The sequence below is a fragment of the Ruegeria sp. BI12 genome, from assembly GCF_056537985.1.
Window position 1 is genome coordinate 944588 of record NZ_JBQFSL010000002.1, and the last position, 14309, is coordinate 958896.

The following is a 14309-nucleotide window of genomic DNA, read 5'->3' on the forward strand; positions in this document are numbered from 1 at the left end:
AAGCATGACCGATCAATCCAAACAGGAAGATCAGGCGAATGCCGCAGAACGCCGCGCACAAGGAGAGTTCGTGCGTGGCGTCAGCGGTTTTCGGCATGCGATCGGCGACCCGGAGTTTCCGGCCGAGCCTGGGCGATATCACCTGTTTGTCGTCCTCAATTGCCCGTGGTGCCATCGGGTGACGCTTGCCCGCAACGTATTGGGACTGCGGGATAGCATTTCGATGGATGTGGCCTTTCCCAATCGCACCGCAGAAGACGACCCAGAGGGTCCGAACAACTGGCAGTTCGCCCCCGAGCTTGTTGCTTCGGCAACGGGGACGACGTTGCCTGAATGCACCTTGGAAACCGCAACGGGACAAGGTTTCAGGTTGGTTCGCGAAATCTATCGGGCTGAAGGATCAGAAGAACGCTCAGTTCCGATCCTGTATGACAAAATAGCCGGCCGTATCGTCAACAATGAAAGCGCCGAGATCATTCGAATGCTGAATGGCAATGCGGCGCTGCTGGGCAGCTCCTGCAATGAAGCCAACCGGCCCAACCTATATCCGGATGATCCTGCGAACCGGGCTGAAATTGACGAACTGAACGAGCAAATCTACGTCGCAATCAACAACGGGGCATACAAGGCCGGGTTCTCGTCTGATCAAGACGTCTATGCCACCAGTTTCGGGACTTACTTCAAGACATTGGCGCAGCTGGAAGATCGCTTGGCCAGCGATGGCAGACCTTTTCTAACCGGGGAGCGATTTACAGAAGCCGATCTGCGCCTTTTCCCGACACTCTACCGCCACGACCCAGTTTACTACGTGCGAATGAAGCTGAACGGCGCCAAGATCTTTGACTACCCGCATCTCTGGCGCTGGCTTTGTCGTGTATATGACCTGCCCGGGGTGGCAAACAGCAGTTCACTGGATCACTGCCGACAAGGGTACTTCGGCCGAAGCTGGAATGGTGTTATTCCCGCAGGCCCGTTTGTTCCCATGGCATATCCCGAAGCTTATAGGCATCCTGAACTGACGGTCCAGCGTGCGACTCCGTCGCTCATTCCCAAGCCAAATGTTTAAAGCGCCGAAGTCGCGAAAATAGTATAAACTGGCTCAGATGTTACCAACCAAAAGAGGGGTATCGCTATGGGAATTCGACAAACTGAAGGACGCAATCGGCTTTATGATAGTGTTCTCGAAACCGTAGGTGACACACCCTGTATCCGGATCAACAGGATCGCCCCATCACATGTCACGGTCTATGTGAAATTCGAGGCTTTCAATCCCGCGGGTTCAGTCAAGGATCGTCTCGCGCTGAACATTATCGAGGCGGCGGAACGCGACGGGCGACTTAAACCCGGTCAAACCGTTGTCGAGGCCACTTCTGGTAACACGGGGATCGGCCTTGCGATGGTATGCGCAGCCAAAGGCTATCCGCTTGTCGTGACAATGGCCGACAGCTTCTCGGTCGAGCGTCGTAAGCTGATGCGCTTTCTCGGGGCAAAGGTCGTGCTGACGCCACGGGCGCAAAAAGGCTTTGGCATGTATGTCAAAGCCAAGGAACTGGCCGAACAGAATGGATGGTTTCTGGCGAGCCAATTCGAGACGTCGGCCAATGCCGACATACACGAGAACACCACCGCGCGCGAGATCATGGCAGACTTCGATGGTGAACGGCTGGACTACTGGGTCACCGGTTATGGAACTGGCGGAACAATATCGGGTGTCGCACGGGTTCTGCGAAAAGAGCGCCCCAGCACGAATATCATCCTGACAGAACCTGCCAACGCCGCGATTGTGTCGTCCGGCTATGTCAACTCCCGCAATGAGGGTCATCAGCCGACTGAAAGTCATCCGAATTTTGAACCACACCCAATCCAGGGCTGGACCCCAGATTTTATCCCATGGGTTTTACAAGAGGCGATCGATCAGGATTACTACGATGAATTGATCCCTGTCCCTGGTGCCGAGGGGATTGAATGGTCCAGACGGCTGGCATCAGAGGAAGGGATTTTCACGGGTATATCCGGTGGCTCGACGTTTGCCGTTGCTATGAAAGTCGCCGAACAAGCGCCGCAGGGTTCGGTTCTGCTGGTGATGTTGCCAGACACGGGTGAGCGCTATCTTTCCACACCACTGTTTGATGGGATCGAGGAAGACATGACCCAAGACGAGCGTGTGATTTCGATGTCGACCCCTTCGGCGCAGATGGCTGCCGAATAGGTAATACACACCACATGCCGGTGCGGTTAACACAACAGCTGTCGGCGGCGAATTGCGTCCCGACAGCCTTTTCGCCGCATGTTCCTGATCTTCAGGAAAACAATCCAACATGTGGCCAAGGTCGCGCCACAACCGGTCATCCGCCCGAATTCTCATCGCTAAATCAATCATATATGTCACGCCGTTTCTCCAATTTTCAGGCTTGAAGCTTGACTCAACATCCCTCCCTTCGTGCATGATGAGGATATAAGCATCGTATTTTAGCTGCTTTTTCGAACGGTCTGAGTTCTTAGGAGGCGGACGATGGAAGCAATTGTTAACGGCATTAACTCTATTCTTTGGAACTACGTCCTGATCTACGGGCTGCTTGGTGTCGGCGTATTTTTCACCATTCGTCTGGGTGCGCTGCAGTTTCTGCATTTCGGCGAAATGATCCGCGTTCTGACCTCGTCCAAATCCACTGACAAACGCGGAATTACACCTTTTCAGGCGCTAACCGTAAGTCTTGCATCGCGTGTTGGTACCGGGAACCTGGCCGGTGTCGCGGTGGCTTTGACCCTGGGCGGCCCCGGCGCAATCTTCTGGATGTGGATTGTGGCCCTCGTCGGAATGGCCACGGCCTATTCCGAAAGCACACTGGCACAGCTCTACAAGGTTACGTCCTCAAACGGTCGGTTCCGTGGTGGTCCGGCTTTTTACATGGCCAACGCCCTGAATGCGCCTTGGGCTGGTGTGATCTTTTCGATCTGCCTGATCGTCAGTTTCGGCCTGGTCTTTGTCGCCGTCCAATCCAACTCGATCGCCGAGGCGTTCGAAGGTGCGTTTGGGCTGAACAAATTGATTGCAGGTCTGGCACTGGCGGCGGCGGCGGCTGTGGTGATCTTCGGCGGTATCAGAACCATCGCTCGATTTGCCGAAATCGTCGTGCCTCTCATGGCCGGGCTGTACCTGTTGCTGGCCAGTATCGTTGTCATAATGAACCTGCCGCAGGTGCCTGCAATGCTGTGGTCCATCGTTGCCGGAGCTTTTGGTCTTCAGGAAGCAGCAGGTGGTGTCACAGGTGGTGTGATGGCTGCAGCACTCAACGGCATCAAACGCGGGTTGTTTTCAAACGAGGCGGGCATGGGCTCGGCTCCAAACATCGCAGCTGTTGCCACACCGGAACCACACCACCCTTCGAGCCAAGGTTTTGTGCAGGCGTTTGGCTGTTTCGTGGATACGATACTGGTCGCCACGGCGACCGCCTTGTTGATCCTGCTCTCTGGTGCCATCGAACCTGACGGCACCACTGGAATGCGGCTAACTCAAGATGCGGCAGCAATCCATCTGGGTGAAATTGGCCGCCATTTCATCGCGATTGCAATCGTGTTTTTTGGGTTCACCTCAATACTGGGCAACTACTCGTACGCGGAAAACGCAATGACGTTTCTGAAGCTGGAAGGCAAAGTGCCCATCTATACCTTACGTCTGGGCTGTCTTGCCATGGTTGTCTGGGGCGCCGTTCAAGCGGTCAGCACCGTGTTCAATTTTGCGGACGCGGCCATGGGCATAATGGCAACCATCAATCTCGTCGCCATAGTGCTGCTATCGGGCACCGTATACAAACTGACCGTGGACTATTTCGCACAGCGCAAGCAGAACCTTGAACCTCGGTTTGTGGCAAGCAAATTCCCTGAATTTGACAAAGGCGTAGATCACTCGGTCTGGACGGAGGAGGCGCATGCCGAACCCCAGCGTAATTGAAACCGGAGAGCTTCAGGTCATTCTGGATGACATCGCAGACCGCGTCGCAGGTATGTCTGACCGCGGGAAGGTTGCCCAGTACATTCCCGAGCTTGCCACGGTTGACCTGAACCAATTCGGCATCGCCGTCGCGCCCATTAACGGCGTGCCTGTATCGGCCGGAAACGCGGACACGCTGTTTTCGATACAAAGCATCTCAAAGGTCTTTTCGCTGACAGAAGCCCTTCAACGTGTAGGCGCGACCCTTTGGCAGCGCGTAGGCCGAGAGCCTTCAGGCGATCCGTTCAATTCCATCGTCCAGCTTGAACATGAGCGTGGGATCCCGAGAAACCCGTTCATCAACCCCGGCGCCATTGTCGTGGCCGACGTTCTGCTTGAAGATCGAAGCGCAGATGAGGCGGTGAACGACGTACTGAATCTGTGCCGAACGCTTGCCGAGGATGAGTCGATCCAAGTGGATAAGGCCGTTGCAGAATCAGAGATGCGGACAGGGTCCAGAAATCGGGCACTTGCACATTTCATGGAAGCCGAGGGCAACCTCAAATCGCCGGTCGAAGAGGTTCTGTCGCTGTATTTCCGCCAATGCAGCATTGCCATGTCGTGTCGTCAGTTGGCGGTGGCTGGCCGCTATTTGGCCGCTGCGGGTCAGAACCCGGCCGATGGGTCAACCGTGTTGTCCGCACAACGCGCACGCCGAGTGACTGCTCTGATGATGATGTGCGGTTCTTACGACGCTTCAGGCGAGTTTGCATTCCGCGTTGGGCTGCCCGCCAAAAGCGGTGTCGGAGGTGGTATTCTGTGTATTGTTCCGGGTATCGCCGCTGTCACAGCCTGGAGCCCCGGGCTGGATGCAAAGGGTAACTCGCATCTGGCCAGCATTGCATTTCAGGAACTGGTTCGTGCGACAGGATGGTCAGTATTCGGGCCGAATGTCTGACAACCGAAACACTCAGCTCAAATACGCCACCGGGCTCTTTCATTCCGCATGCTTTTTCAAAACCTAAAGGAGTAGGTCCGAAAGAGGTAGAAACGTGCTGTGAACGTCGGGCTCGATAAAGACGCATGCAAAAAGTTAATTGGCAGTCACTACCCGGATTTCGGCGCGTAGCTTTTCATCGTCAAATATACTAATGTTTCAATATTATAGTCGAACCGCGCTGTACGGTAGACATACCAGGGGGGACAGAAATGAATTTGCATTGTTTTATTGTGGTAGTGACTAGCCTCGTTGTCTCGTCGGCTGTTGCGCAGGAAAGTCCCATTCAACACGATGCAGAGTTTTACATCCTTCAAGCACAGCATGGCCCGCAATGGGCCAAGGATGATGCGGCCGTCGACGACGCCCTCGCGTCATTCCGGGAAACGAACAACGGCAAACCACCGAACATTGTCAGCGTATTGATCGATGATATGGGCTTTGGAGATATGGGAATCCCCGAGTTGAACGCAGTGCGGGGTTACGAAACGCCTAACATCAACGATTTTTCGGATCAGGCCATGAGAATGGTTCGGATGTATACCGAACCTTCGTGCACTCCGACCCGCGTAGCCCAAATGACCGGCAGGTTGCCGGTGCGTATGGGCATGGGCGACACGACCGTGGATATCGCCGGCTTTGGCTTGCCGGGGGATGAGGTAACCTTAGCCGAAGTACTGAAGCAAGCCGGCTACGCCACCAGCCATGTGGGTAAGTGGCACATGGGGGATATCTCGGAAAGCTGGGCCATGAATCAGGGGTTCGACTATGCTCAGCACGCCATCCATCAGCAGGGGCAACTGACTATTTTCAATGACGACGCGATCAAAGAGCAGGTCTCGGTAGCGATCCGGGACTTTGATGACAAGTATACACTCGATGGGTGGTTCCGTCCTGATGCCGCTGCGATGATGACCGTGATTGAGGGCGAAACCGATGGACCAGTCCGCGAAATTCGGATGGAGCCAGGCGAACGCTGGAACGCAGAAAAATATGACGAGATGAACCAGGCGTTTCAGGACAAGACCCTAGAAGAACTGGAACGTCTCGCAGGAGGGGACGCCCCATTCTTCCTGCAATACTGGCCGATGATCCCGCTGGACAACACACGCGCCGGACGGTCCGGCCCGGAAAGCGTGAATGGCGGTCTCTACGTGGACAAAATGCAGTTACTGGACCAATGGCTGGGCGATCTGTTTGGCAGGCTCGATGAACTGGGAATGTCGGAAAACACCGTGGTCGTCGTCATGGGCGACAATGGTCATTTCACAAAATACGCACCACAATCCGGGTTTACTCCGCTGATCTACGCAGGTGGCAAGGGCGACACGACCGAAGGCGGCATCCGTGTCGATGCCTTTATCCGCTGGCCCGGTATGATCGAGGCGGACGGATTGCTCAACAGCATCATCCATGTGTCGGACCTCTACACTACGTTGTCCCGCTTTGCCGGAGCAGATCAGTACATTCCGCGGGATAGACTGGTAGATGGAGTGGACCAGTCTGCCGCTCTATTGTTTGCAGACGAATCCAAGGCCCGTCGCGATCACGTCATCGTCTATTCGGTGAACAAGCCCGAGGCGGTCGTGAAAGACCAGCTAAAGTTGAAACTGCCGGGACCTGGGGAAAGCGCAATTCTTGCAAAGTTCTTTGACCTCTACAGGGACACGCGCGAAGAATACTCGGTCTCGACAGAGGTTGGCGCCTGGGGAGGGCAGGAATTCGCACGCATCCTTGGCCGCCATATGGCCCGCAAAGAGAAATTCCCCGACACGGCACCCGCTTATGGCGTGCCCTATGAAGGGATCGACAATTTGCGCCCGGAAACGCAGCAGGCCGTCGAGGCCTTCATGATAAAGCGCGGCGCGGCGCAGAAATAAGCGCCCTTTGTTCGGGAGATTAACCCCCGAGGCGCTTTGAACTTCGAACTATTGGAATATCCACATGGCAGGAAACATTATTTTCGCTCTGGGTCTGGTTGTCTCGCTGGGTATCGGATTCATCTATTTCCGCGATCTTGGCGACATTTCGCAAATGGTGCTTAAGGTTAAGCGCAAGAACATGGTTCGGTTTATCCGCCACGAATACCGCCTGATCGCTGTTGGTTTGGGCGGTTTTGCTGTCGCAACACTTGCGCACTTCATTCTGGGGGGCGGCCTGTTCTGGCTGTGGTTTATCGCGGCACTACTGGTCTTGGTTCTGTATGGCTTTCCTTATGTGTGGGTCCATTTGGGGCTGAGGAACCAACTCAATGACGCAGCCTTCTTTCCAATTGCAGAGGCGCGAAAATACATCGGCCCAACAGCCCCAGTCATTGTCATTGAAAACAACGGCCACGCCCGTGCGCATCCCGATGCGCAAATCATGCGGCCCCATCTGGCCGGCAATTCAGACGGGCTGGGTGGCCAAGATATCATCATGACGTTTTGCGCAATGGCCAATCTTGGGCAAGGATATACCCCCCGCATCGATGGCAATCGGTTGGACCTCGAGGTGCTGGCCCAACATGGCAATAACCTGATCCTGCGAGACAATGAAACCGGGGAGCCAATCCAGCAGATCTATGGGTTTCGCGAGGCGGATCGCAATACCGACGCGGACGGACCCGCCTGCCCCCTGCGACCTGAGGCAAGGATGCAACCCTGGCCCACTTACCGTATGACGTTCCGCGGATTTCAAAAAGCGTTTCCCGATGGCGAAGTCTATTTGAACAAGCCTTCGTCGAACCCATTCTTGCGATTGCTGGACATGGTGACCGAGATCACATTTGGATGGGGGATAGCGCGCCAGCATCAGGAAGATGCGCCCGTCATGGACAACATGGACCGATCGGACGACCGGTTGCCGAACAAGACCTACGTCTGGGGGATTACAATCGGTAACGATGCCGCCTGTTGGACTGATGATTTCGTAGTCGAAAACGATTGGATTATAAACGCAAATGTCGGTGGTCGCGACGTAGTTGTTAGTCTGGACCCAAAGTACGAAAGCCTGGGCGTTTGGTACAATGACAGAGGTCAACCCATCACCCGCTGCGATTTCTGGGGGATGTCCGACCAGGGAAAGTTACAGCGCGTCGAGACCTTGCGAGCAGGTGTTTTCTGGCATGTCTGGTCCGAGTTCTTTCCGGAAACGGATATCAACCGCGTCGGGCCTCGTGCGCAACAGTCCGGCGAAGCCGCTGAATAAATGAGCAAGCAATTCAGATTGCCGAATTGGAACAAACGGAGGACCAAATGGACTTTAAGAGGGTAATAACAATCAGCGCAATGGCCGTGGCATCGTGGATGCCAATGACGACGGCCACTGTGGCACAGCAGTCCGATTGGTCTTATGAGGCGACAATATACCTGTTCATGCCTGAAACTGAGGTTACGCAAGAAACAGCTCGGGGCACTGTCGATGGAACGCTCAGTTTCTCTGACGCGCTAGAAAATCTCGATCTGGCCTTCATGGGCGTCTTTGGTGCATCGAACGGGCGATGGTCACTTTTGGCCGATTACAACTATGTGGACGTCTCTTTCAGCAATGACACACCCGGTCCGGCTAGTTCTGGTCTTGAAACCTCTCTCACAACGCAATTTTTCAGCGGCTATGTAGGGTACCGCGCTTATACTACAGATACTTCCTATGTGGACTTGGTCGGCGGCTTCCGTTGGTTTCGCACACAGACCGATTTCACCGTTCTTCCGGGAACGACGCCCGGCCTGTCCGTCAATGTTGATGAAAGCTGGACAGACCCTGTCATCGGGGTCAGAGCCCGCGTCGCATTCAACGACAGGTGGTCCGGCACAGGCTTTTTTGACTACGGCGGCTTCAGCAGCGACAGCGAAACGTGGCAAGTCTTGCTAACTGCGGATTATGAAATCAACGACAGATGGGTGATCCGCGGCGGTTATCGCTATATCTCCTTCGATCACGAAATTGACGGCAACGATTTCACGTTTGAACAGTCAGGCCCGCTGATCGGCGCAACCTATCGGTTCTGAGAGGCTTCTTGGACCTTTCACGTTCTGGCTGATCCGAACTTACGGATATATCGGGGCCAGCATGGTCGGGTAATTGTCGGCCAGCTTGGCAGCGTCTTCGCGGTTAAATTTGACCGATGAGAGCCTTTGCATGTCAATTTGCGAAGACCCGTCAAACAGGTTTGCAACATCGACACTGACGTGCAGATCCACATCGCCCTCGGCACCGATATCCGGCGGCAAATGGATATCGACCTCACGCGCGTTTTCCGAAAATCCCACGTGATAGACCAGCGGATAAACCTCCTCGCCGATGCGCAGGGCCCCTTCCATCACAACGAATTTGTAGCCGACCTCCCAGTTCCAGGCCATTTGGCTATTCGGATCCAGATCCCCGCGTGCCTGGATCGAGCCATTGGCTTTCGGGTCTATACCAACAAAATGCGTACCTGATCACTGGCGTCCAGTGGAATGTCATCTAGTGTGACCGAATGGATTGTTTGCGGATTGACGAGTCGTAGCAGATGATAGTTGTCAGGATCAGCAAACTGCGCGGCAAAATCATGCCCTGACTTTCCTCGCGGATCTGGGACTGCGCCGATGTTATGCCAACCATCAACAGGCCAGCGCCAATAAGTGCGCGTTGCGAAAACACTTTGAATTTCATAATTCCTCCCTTGCGATGAAACTCCTTAAAATGTGTTTGAAAGGCACTTTATGTAGCGCCACATCACATTCAGGAACCCGCATCAAACGGAGGGCGACCGGCCACGAAAAACGCCGCCCCGAAGGGACGGCGTAAGCGAAACGTGCGTTGACAGTTTGAGTTAGGACGCCTGAACAGCCTTCATAAAGCGGTCGCGGATCACTACCGGGTCCATCGTGATAACTGGCATTTTGGCATTACCGCTTTCGCACTTGCTGACAATAATGGTCATTTTGCCGCCGTCTAGCGCTGCCTGTAACGCGGCGCCAGTTTCCTCGGCCTGACACTCGACCACATTATCGCAGCCGCAAGCTTGCGCCACAGCGGCCAGCGATGTCTTCTTGCCCGCATAAGTCGGCTGATCCCCAGTCGATCCATAAGATCCGTTGTCGACAATCAGCAAGATGTAATTGTCTGCCACATTGTTGGCAATGGTCGGCAAGGTACCGAGATTAGTCAGGATAGACCCGTCACCATCGATCACGATAACCGGTTTTGGCTGCGACAAGGCCAGACCCAGGCCAATGCTTGAAGCCAGACCCATAGTGCCCAGCATGTAGAAATTGGTGGGTTGATCATCGATAGCGTGCAGCTCTTGACTGGGTATGCCGATATTGCAGACAACCAGTTGATCTCGCAGGATCGGGGCGATTTCTTTAAGAATCTCAGAACGGATCATTGGTCGCCATAGCCTCCCCAGAAATTGGCGTCGGTCAGGATCGCAACCGGCTTGTTGCACATAAAGGTGTATTTCAGGATCGCATCCAGCTCCTCGACATCCGATTGATGATGGAAGTGGTAGGTCGGAATATTCATCTGTGCCAAAAGCGCCTTGGTATGGACCGCCATTTCAACCTGGCAGGCGACGGGTTCGCGCAACTCTCCGCGGTATGAGATCAGCATGGGCAAAGGCATCCGGTAATACTGGATCAACGTCGCTAACGTGTTGATGGTTACGCCAATGGCCGTGTTCTGCATGATAATCGCAGGACGCTTACCGCCCATCCAGGCACCAGCGCACAGGCCCATACCTTCATCTTCTTTGTTCGAAGGGATGTGAAAAACACCCTCACGTGCGTCGATTTCGTCAATGACGCCGGCCAGTTGTTTGCACGGGACCGTAGTGACAAACGAAATGTCGTTGGCCACCAGATCATCGGTGATCTTTTTGTCTATGTTCATGTCCGAATAGTTCGTCCTGTTTAGGGCGCATTTGGCGCGATTTACGGGTTAAAGCCTGCGGTGCACATGCACGGCGCAAGGCGCATGACGGACGACGCGCGATGCGGTCGATCCCAGAAAATAGTCGCTGACGCCTGGTTGGTGCGAACCGATGACGATGCAGTCAAATTTGTTTTGGGTCGCAAAATCGATCACCGTTCGGGCGGTGTGACCTTTGACAATCTCAGCTTGAACACCTTCAAGCCCCGATACTTTTTCCCGCAACAAGTTACGTGCCGCACGAAAGCCTTCTGCAACGACATCCTTGTCGAGATAGGCACTAACTGAACCCTGAGGCATCTCGTAGACATGCAGGGCTACAATCTCGGCCCCTTCTGCCGACAAGGCTTTGGCGATTTCCAGGGTGTGCGGCGAAATCCCATGATCCAACGCCATTGGTACGAGAATTTTTTTGTACATGAATACCTCCGTTTCTGCCTGGTCTAGTCCCAGGGTGCGAGGATGATCTTGGGCGCTGCAACCGCACCCTTCCGCAAGTCCCGAAAGGCGTCGGCAGCATCAGACAAGGCCCTTTCCTCGACCCAGTCCAACAGACCCAAACGACCGTCGAAAATCGCCTGCGCGGTTTTTCTAAAATCCTCGGCAGTATATGTATAGGTGCCGATAAATGTGATTTCCTGCAAGGTCATACGACGTATGTCCAAACCACCCGCATCCTCGCCCAGCCCCACATGCACAATCACGCCGCCCGGCTGCACGTGATGAGACGCAGCGGCCCGAGTTGCAGAATACCCCACTGCATCGACGACCAGTGAAAACAAATCATCAGTGGATTCGACGACATTGAAAGTGCCCAAACTCTCCAAATAGGCGCGCCGCACGTCATTCGGCTCAACAATGACAACATCGTCGAAATCGCCAGACGCCAGAGCCAAAGCTGTGGCCACCCCAATTGCGCCACCGCCAATCACCAGTGCATCACGCGCCATTCCCTGATGCAGCGCCTCAAGCCCCAGACGAACTGCGTGCCAGCTAACCGCCAATGGCTCAGCCAGGGCAGCTTGCTGAAAAGTCACGTGGTCCGGTACCTCAACCAGATTTGCATCTGGCATCGCCACATATTGGGCAAAGGCCCCTTCACGCGGTGGCATCGAGATGATCTGCCGACTAGGGCACAGGTTTTCACGGCCTGCTTCACACGCCAGACAGACACCACACGTCACCAGCGGGTTTATCGTTACACGTGTTCCGTCGCGGGATCCGCCGACGATTGTTCCTGCGGCTTCGTGGCCAAGAACAAGCGGTGCCGGACGGCGCGCATCGTGGCCGAGATAGGCATGCATGTCCGAGCCACATATGCCCACGGCTTCGACCCGGATCAGTTGCTCTCCGATATCGGGTGCGGCATCCGGAACATCCTCGTAAACAAGATGCTCAACTCCTTGATAAACAAGCGCTTTCATTTCGCCGTAAATCCTCCGTCGACCATCAGAATTTGTCCTGTCACGTAATCGGACGCCTTTGAGCATAAAAACAGGATCGGACCATCGATATCTTCCATCCGCCCGTTCCGGTTCATACAGGTTTGCGCCGCGTTACGAGTTGCCCGGTCGGCGTCATCAAACACAGCCTGCGTCAGCTCGGTCGGAAAAAACCCCGGCCCTATAGCGTTTGCGGTAATGCCGTGAGCTGACCAAGCCTCGGCCATAGCCCGTGTCAATTGTCCGATCCCGGCTTTGCTGGCACCATATGCGATACCGCCGGGAAAAGCGCGCGTCGTCTGAAGCGAGGCGAAATTCACGATCCGCCCCCATCCGCGTTCCTTCATCGCGGGCACCAAGGCCTGGCTCAGAAAGAACGGAGCGCTCAGGTTCAACTCAAGGGTTGTGTCCCAGCCCTCACCGGTGACGTCATCGGCTACTTCACGCGTGTTAATTCCAGCCGCATGCACAATGATGTCGGGTGGCCCAAAACCAGCTGCGATCTCTTTGGCAAGCGTCGAAACACGCGACCGATCCGCCACGTCCGCGACGACTGTCGCCACGCTATCACCGCCTTCGGCCTGCAAACTGTCCAAAGCCTCACGCCGACGCGCGACACCGACCACTTGCGCGCCCGCAGAGGCCAGAACCAGCGCCACACGACGGCCCAGCCCCGAGCTTGCGCCAGTCACGCACGCCACCCGTCCCGTCAGGTCAAACAGCGTGCGCGGATCATCCATCAGCTGTCAGGTCAAACTGTTCGTCAGGGAAATACTTGGCAAGGCGCACGTCTGCTGCCCGCGCGTGCCCTTCCATGCCCTCCAGTCGGGAAATACGGGCAGTTGCTTCAGCAATTGATTTCGAACCTTCCCGCGTTGCCCGTTGCCAAGTGACGATCTTCATGTACTTGTGAACACTCAAACCACCAGTATAGCTGGCTGCCCCGGATGTCGGCAGGACGTGGTTCGTACCCGTCGCCTTGTCACCATAAGACACCGTGGTTTCTTCACCCAAAAACAACGAGCCATAGCAGGTCAGACGACCCAGCCACCAATCCAGATCCTCTGCCTGTACGGTCAGGTGTTCAGGCGCGTATTCGTCCGAACAGGCCGCCATTTCCTCGCGGTCCGAGCAGACGATGACTTCCGCATAATCGCGCCACGCAGCAAAGGCGTTCTCCCGGTTCAGTTCGGGCAAATCATCGATCAGTGTCGGAACCAATTCCATGACCTTTAGTGCAAGATCGCGATCATCCGTCACCAGCCAGACCGGCGAGTTGTATCCATGTTCTGCCTGGCTGACCAAGTCCGTCGCAACCACGTGCGGGTCCGATGTTTTGTCTGCAAGGATCAAACTGTCTGTCGGCCCGGCAATCATGTCGATGCCAACTTTGCCGTATAGAATTCGCTTGGCCTCGGCCACAAACTGGTTGCCCGGGCCGACAAGGATGTTGGCGCGCGGCAGACCGAACAGGCCATAGGTCATGGCGGCGACACCCTGAACGCCACCCATCGCCAGAATACTGTCCGCTCCGCAGATATGTGCCGCATAGACAATCGCAGGCGCGACACCCTCGCCCGGGCGTGGCGGTGAACAGGCCGTGATGTGGCGGCACCCGGCAACCTTGGCTGTGGTCACGGTCATAATGGCGCTGGCGATATGGCTGTAACGCCCACCGGGCACGTAGCAGCCCGCCGCGTCCACGGGAATTGCCTTCTGGCCCGCGACAAATCCCGGCACGATCTCCATCTGAACATCAGACACCGTAGCTTTCTGGGTTTCGGCAAATCGACGAACGTTGTCGTGAGCAAACCGAATATCCGCCTTGAGCCTTTCGGGGACAAGCGCGCAGGCGGCCTCGATCTCGTCTGCGGTCATCAACACGTTTCCATCAAACTTGTCGAATTTAACTGCGTATTCCAGCGCTTTAGCGTCCCCACCAACCTCAATGTCGGCAAGGATAGTCTTCACGGTGTCATGCACTTCGGAGGCATGAGATTGAGCCGTCAGGGTCGCCTTTTTCAGATAGTCGCGAGGCATATTC

15 protein-coding genes are annotated in these 14309 nt (G+C 55.3%); 7 read left to right on the top strand and 8 right to left on the bottom strand.

Features of this window, described 5'->3' with window-relative positions; all coding sequences use genetic code 11:
- Positions 1-4 precede the first annotated feature (4 nt).
- The 7 genes from ACR0AK_RS17410 to ACR0AK_RS17440 all read left to right on the top strand — a co-directional run bounded on the left by ACR0AK_RS17410 (position 5) and on the right by ACR0AK_RS17440 (position 8917).
- Positions 5-1066, top strand: a complete 1062-nt coding sequence (locus tag ACR0AK_RS17410; protein ID WP_480794287.1) for a glutathione S-transferase C-terminal domain-containing protein — start codon at positions 5-7, stop codon at positions 1064-1066.
- Positions 1067-1132: 66 nt separating this feature from the next.
- A complete protein-coding gene (cysK, locus tag ACR0AK_RS17415; RefSeq protein WP_480794288.1) occupies positions 1133-2209 on the top strand; it encodes a cysteine synthase A in 1077 nt (358 codons plus the stop codon).
- A gap of 303 nt (positions 2210-2512) precedes the next feature.
- Positions 2513-3952: an alanine/glycine:cation symporter family protein gene (locus ACR0AK_RS17420; protein ID WP_480794289.1), complete on the top strand. Its 1440-nt coding sequence runs from the start codon at positions 2513-2515 to the stop codon at positions 3950-3952.
- Entirely contained in the window at positions 3930-4889 is a 960-nt protein-coding gene (locus tag ACR0AK_RS17425; protein ID WP_170560442.1) for a glutaminase, read from the top strand. The genes ACR0AK_RS17420 and ACR0AK_RS17425 overlap by 23 nt, the downstream gene beginning before the upstream one ends.
- Before the next feature lie 251 nt (positions 4890-5140).
- Positions 5141-6808, top strand: coding sequence for a sulfatase-like hydrolase/transferase (locus ACR0AK_RS17430; RefSeq protein WP_170560444.1), 1668 nt, complete (start codon positions 5141-5143; stop codon positions 6806-6808).
- Positions 6809-6872: 64 nt separating this feature from the next.
- The gene (locus tag ACR0AK_RS17435) at positions 6873-8117 is read left to right on the top strand and encodes a DUF3179 domain-containing (seleno)protein (RefSeq protein WP_480794290.1); all 1245 of its coding nucleotides are present in this window, start codon (positions 6873-6875) and stop codon (positions 8115-8117) included.
- Positions 8118-8164: 47 nt separating this feature from the next.
- The gene (locus ACR0AK_RS17440; protein ID WP_170560448.1) at positions 8165-8917 is read left to right on the top strand and encodes an outer membrane protein; all 753 of its coding nucleotides are present in this window, start codon (positions 8165-8167) and stop codon (positions 8915-8917) included.
- A gap of 39 nt (positions 8918-8956) precedes the next feature.
- Here ACR0AK_RS17440 and ACR0AK_RS17445 read toward each other — a convergent pair whose 3' ends face one another.
- The 8 genes from ACR0AK_RS17445 to hisD form a co-directional block, all read right to left on the bottom strand.
- A complete protein-coding gene (locus tag ACR0AK_RS17445; RefSeq protein ID WP_480794532.1) occupies positions 8957-9328 on the bottom strand; it encodes an MbnP family protein in 372 nt (123 codons plus the stop codon).
- A 46-nt stretch (positions 9329-9374) separates the two neighbouring features.
- On the bottom strand, positions 9375-9563 hold the full coding sequence (locus ACR0AK_RS17450; RefSeq protein ID WP_480794291.1) for a hypothetical protein: 189 nt from the start codon (positions 9561-9563) through the stop codon (positions 9375-9377).
- 160 nt (positions 9564-9723) lie between these two features.
- Positions 9724-10281, bottom strand: coding sequence for a sulfopyruvate decarboxylase subunit beta (gene comE, locus ACR0AK_RS17455; RefSeq protein WP_480794292.1), 558 nt, complete (start codon positions 10279-10281; stop codon positions 9724-9726).
- Positions 10278-10784, bottom strand: a complete 507-nt coding sequence (locus ACR0AK_RS17460) for a sulfopyruvate decarboxylase subunit alpha (RefSeq protein ID WP_170560456.1) — start codon at positions 10782-10784, stop codon at positions 10278-10280. The genes comE and ACR0AK_RS17460 overlap by 4 nt, the downstream gene beginning before the upstream one ends.
- Positions 10785-10832: 48 nt before the next feature.
- Complete coding sequence (locus tag ACR0AK_RS17465) at positions 10833-11243, bottom strand: universal stress protein (protein ID WP_170560458.1); 411 nt, start codon at positions 11241-11243, stop codon at positions 10833-10835.
- Positions 11244-11266: 23 nt separating this feature from the next.
- Positions 11267-12247: a zinc-dependent alcohol dehydrogenase gene (locus tag ACR0AK_RS17470; RefSeq protein WP_480794293.1), complete on the bottom strand. Its 981-nt coding sequence runs from the start codon at positions 12245-12247 to the stop codon at positions 11267-11269.
- Positions 12244-13005, bottom strand: coding sequence for an SDR family NAD(P)-dependent oxidoreductase (locus ACR0AK_RS17475; protein WP_480794294.1), 762 nt, complete (start codon positions 13003-13005; stop codon positions 12244-12246). Before ACR0AK_RS17475 ends, ACR0AK_RS17470 begins: the two co-directional genes overlap by 4 nt.
- Complete coding sequence (gene hisD, locus ACR0AK_RS17480) at positions 12998-14305, bottom strand: histidinol dehydrogenase (RefSeq protein ID WP_170560465.1); 1308 nt, start codon at positions 14303-14305, stop codon at positions 12998-13000. The genes ACR0AK_RS17475 and hisD overlap by 8 nt, the downstream gene beginning before the upstream one ends.
- Positions 14306-14309 lie beyond the last annotated feature (4 nt).

What these genes read in the sequence shown, in the direction of transcription:
- ACR0AK_RS17430 (WP_170560444.1), top strand. Translation starts at nt 5,141, where the DNA reads ATGAATTTGCATTGTTTTATTGTGGTAGTGACTAGCCTCGTTGTCTCG.
- ACR0AK_RS17420 (WP_480794289.1), top strand. Translation starts at nt 2,513, where the DNA reads ATGGAAGCAATTGTTAACGGCATTAACTCTATTCTTTGGAACTACGTC.
- ACR0AK_RS17410 (WP_480794287.1), top strand. Translation starts at nt 5, where the DNA reads ATGACCGATCAATCCAAACAGGAAGATCAGGCGAATGCCGCAGAACGC.
- ACR0AK_RS17460 (WP_170560456.1), bottom strand. Translation starts at nt 10,784, where the DNA reads ATGAACATAGACAAAAAGATCACCGATGATCTGGTGGCCAACGACATT.
- ACR0AK_RS17475 (WP_480794294.1), bottom strand. Translation starts at nt 13,005, where the DNA reads ATGGATGATCCGCGCACGCTGTTTGACCTGACGGGACGGGTGGCGTGC.
- ACR0AK_RS17465 (WP_170560458.1), bottom strand. Translation starts at nt 11,243, where the DNA reads ATGTACAAAAAAATTCTCGTACCAATGGCGTTGGATCATGGGATTTCG.
- ACR0AK_RS17440 (WP_170560448.1), top strand. Translation starts at nt 8,165, where the DNA reads ATGGACTTTAAGAGGGTAATAACAATCAGCGCAATGGCCGTGGCATCG.
- ACR0AK_RS17425 (WP_170560442.1), top strand. Translation starts at nt 3,930, where the DNA reads ATGCCGAACCCCAGCGTAATTGAAACCGGAGAGCTTCAGGTCATTCTG.
- ACR0AK_RS17470 (WP_480794293.1), bottom strand. Translation starts at nt 12,247, where the DNA reads ATGAAAGCGCTTGTTTATCAAGGAGTTGAGCATCTTGTTTACGAGGAT.
- cysK (WP_480794288.1), top strand. Translation starts at nt 1,133, where the DNA reads ATGGGAATTCGACAAACTGAAGGACGCAATCGGCTTTATGATAGTGTT.
- ACR0AK_RS17450 (WP_480794291.1), bottom strand. Translation starts at nt 9,563, where the DNA reads ATGAAATTCAAAGTGTTTTCGCAACGCGCACTTATTGGCGCTGGCCTG.
- ACR0AK_RS17435 (WP_480794290.1), top strand. Translation starts at nt 6,873, where the DNA reads ATGGCAGGAAACATTATTTTCGCTCTGGGTCTGGTTGTCTCGCTGGGT.
- comE (WP_480794292.1), bottom strand. Translation starts at nt 10,281, where the DNA reads ATGATCCGTTCTGAGATTCTTAAAGAAATCGCCCCGATCCTGCGAGAT.
- hisD (WP_170560465.1), bottom strand. Translation starts at nt 14,305, where the DNA reads ATGCCTCGCGACTATCTGAAAAAGGCGACCCTGACGGCTCAATCTCAT.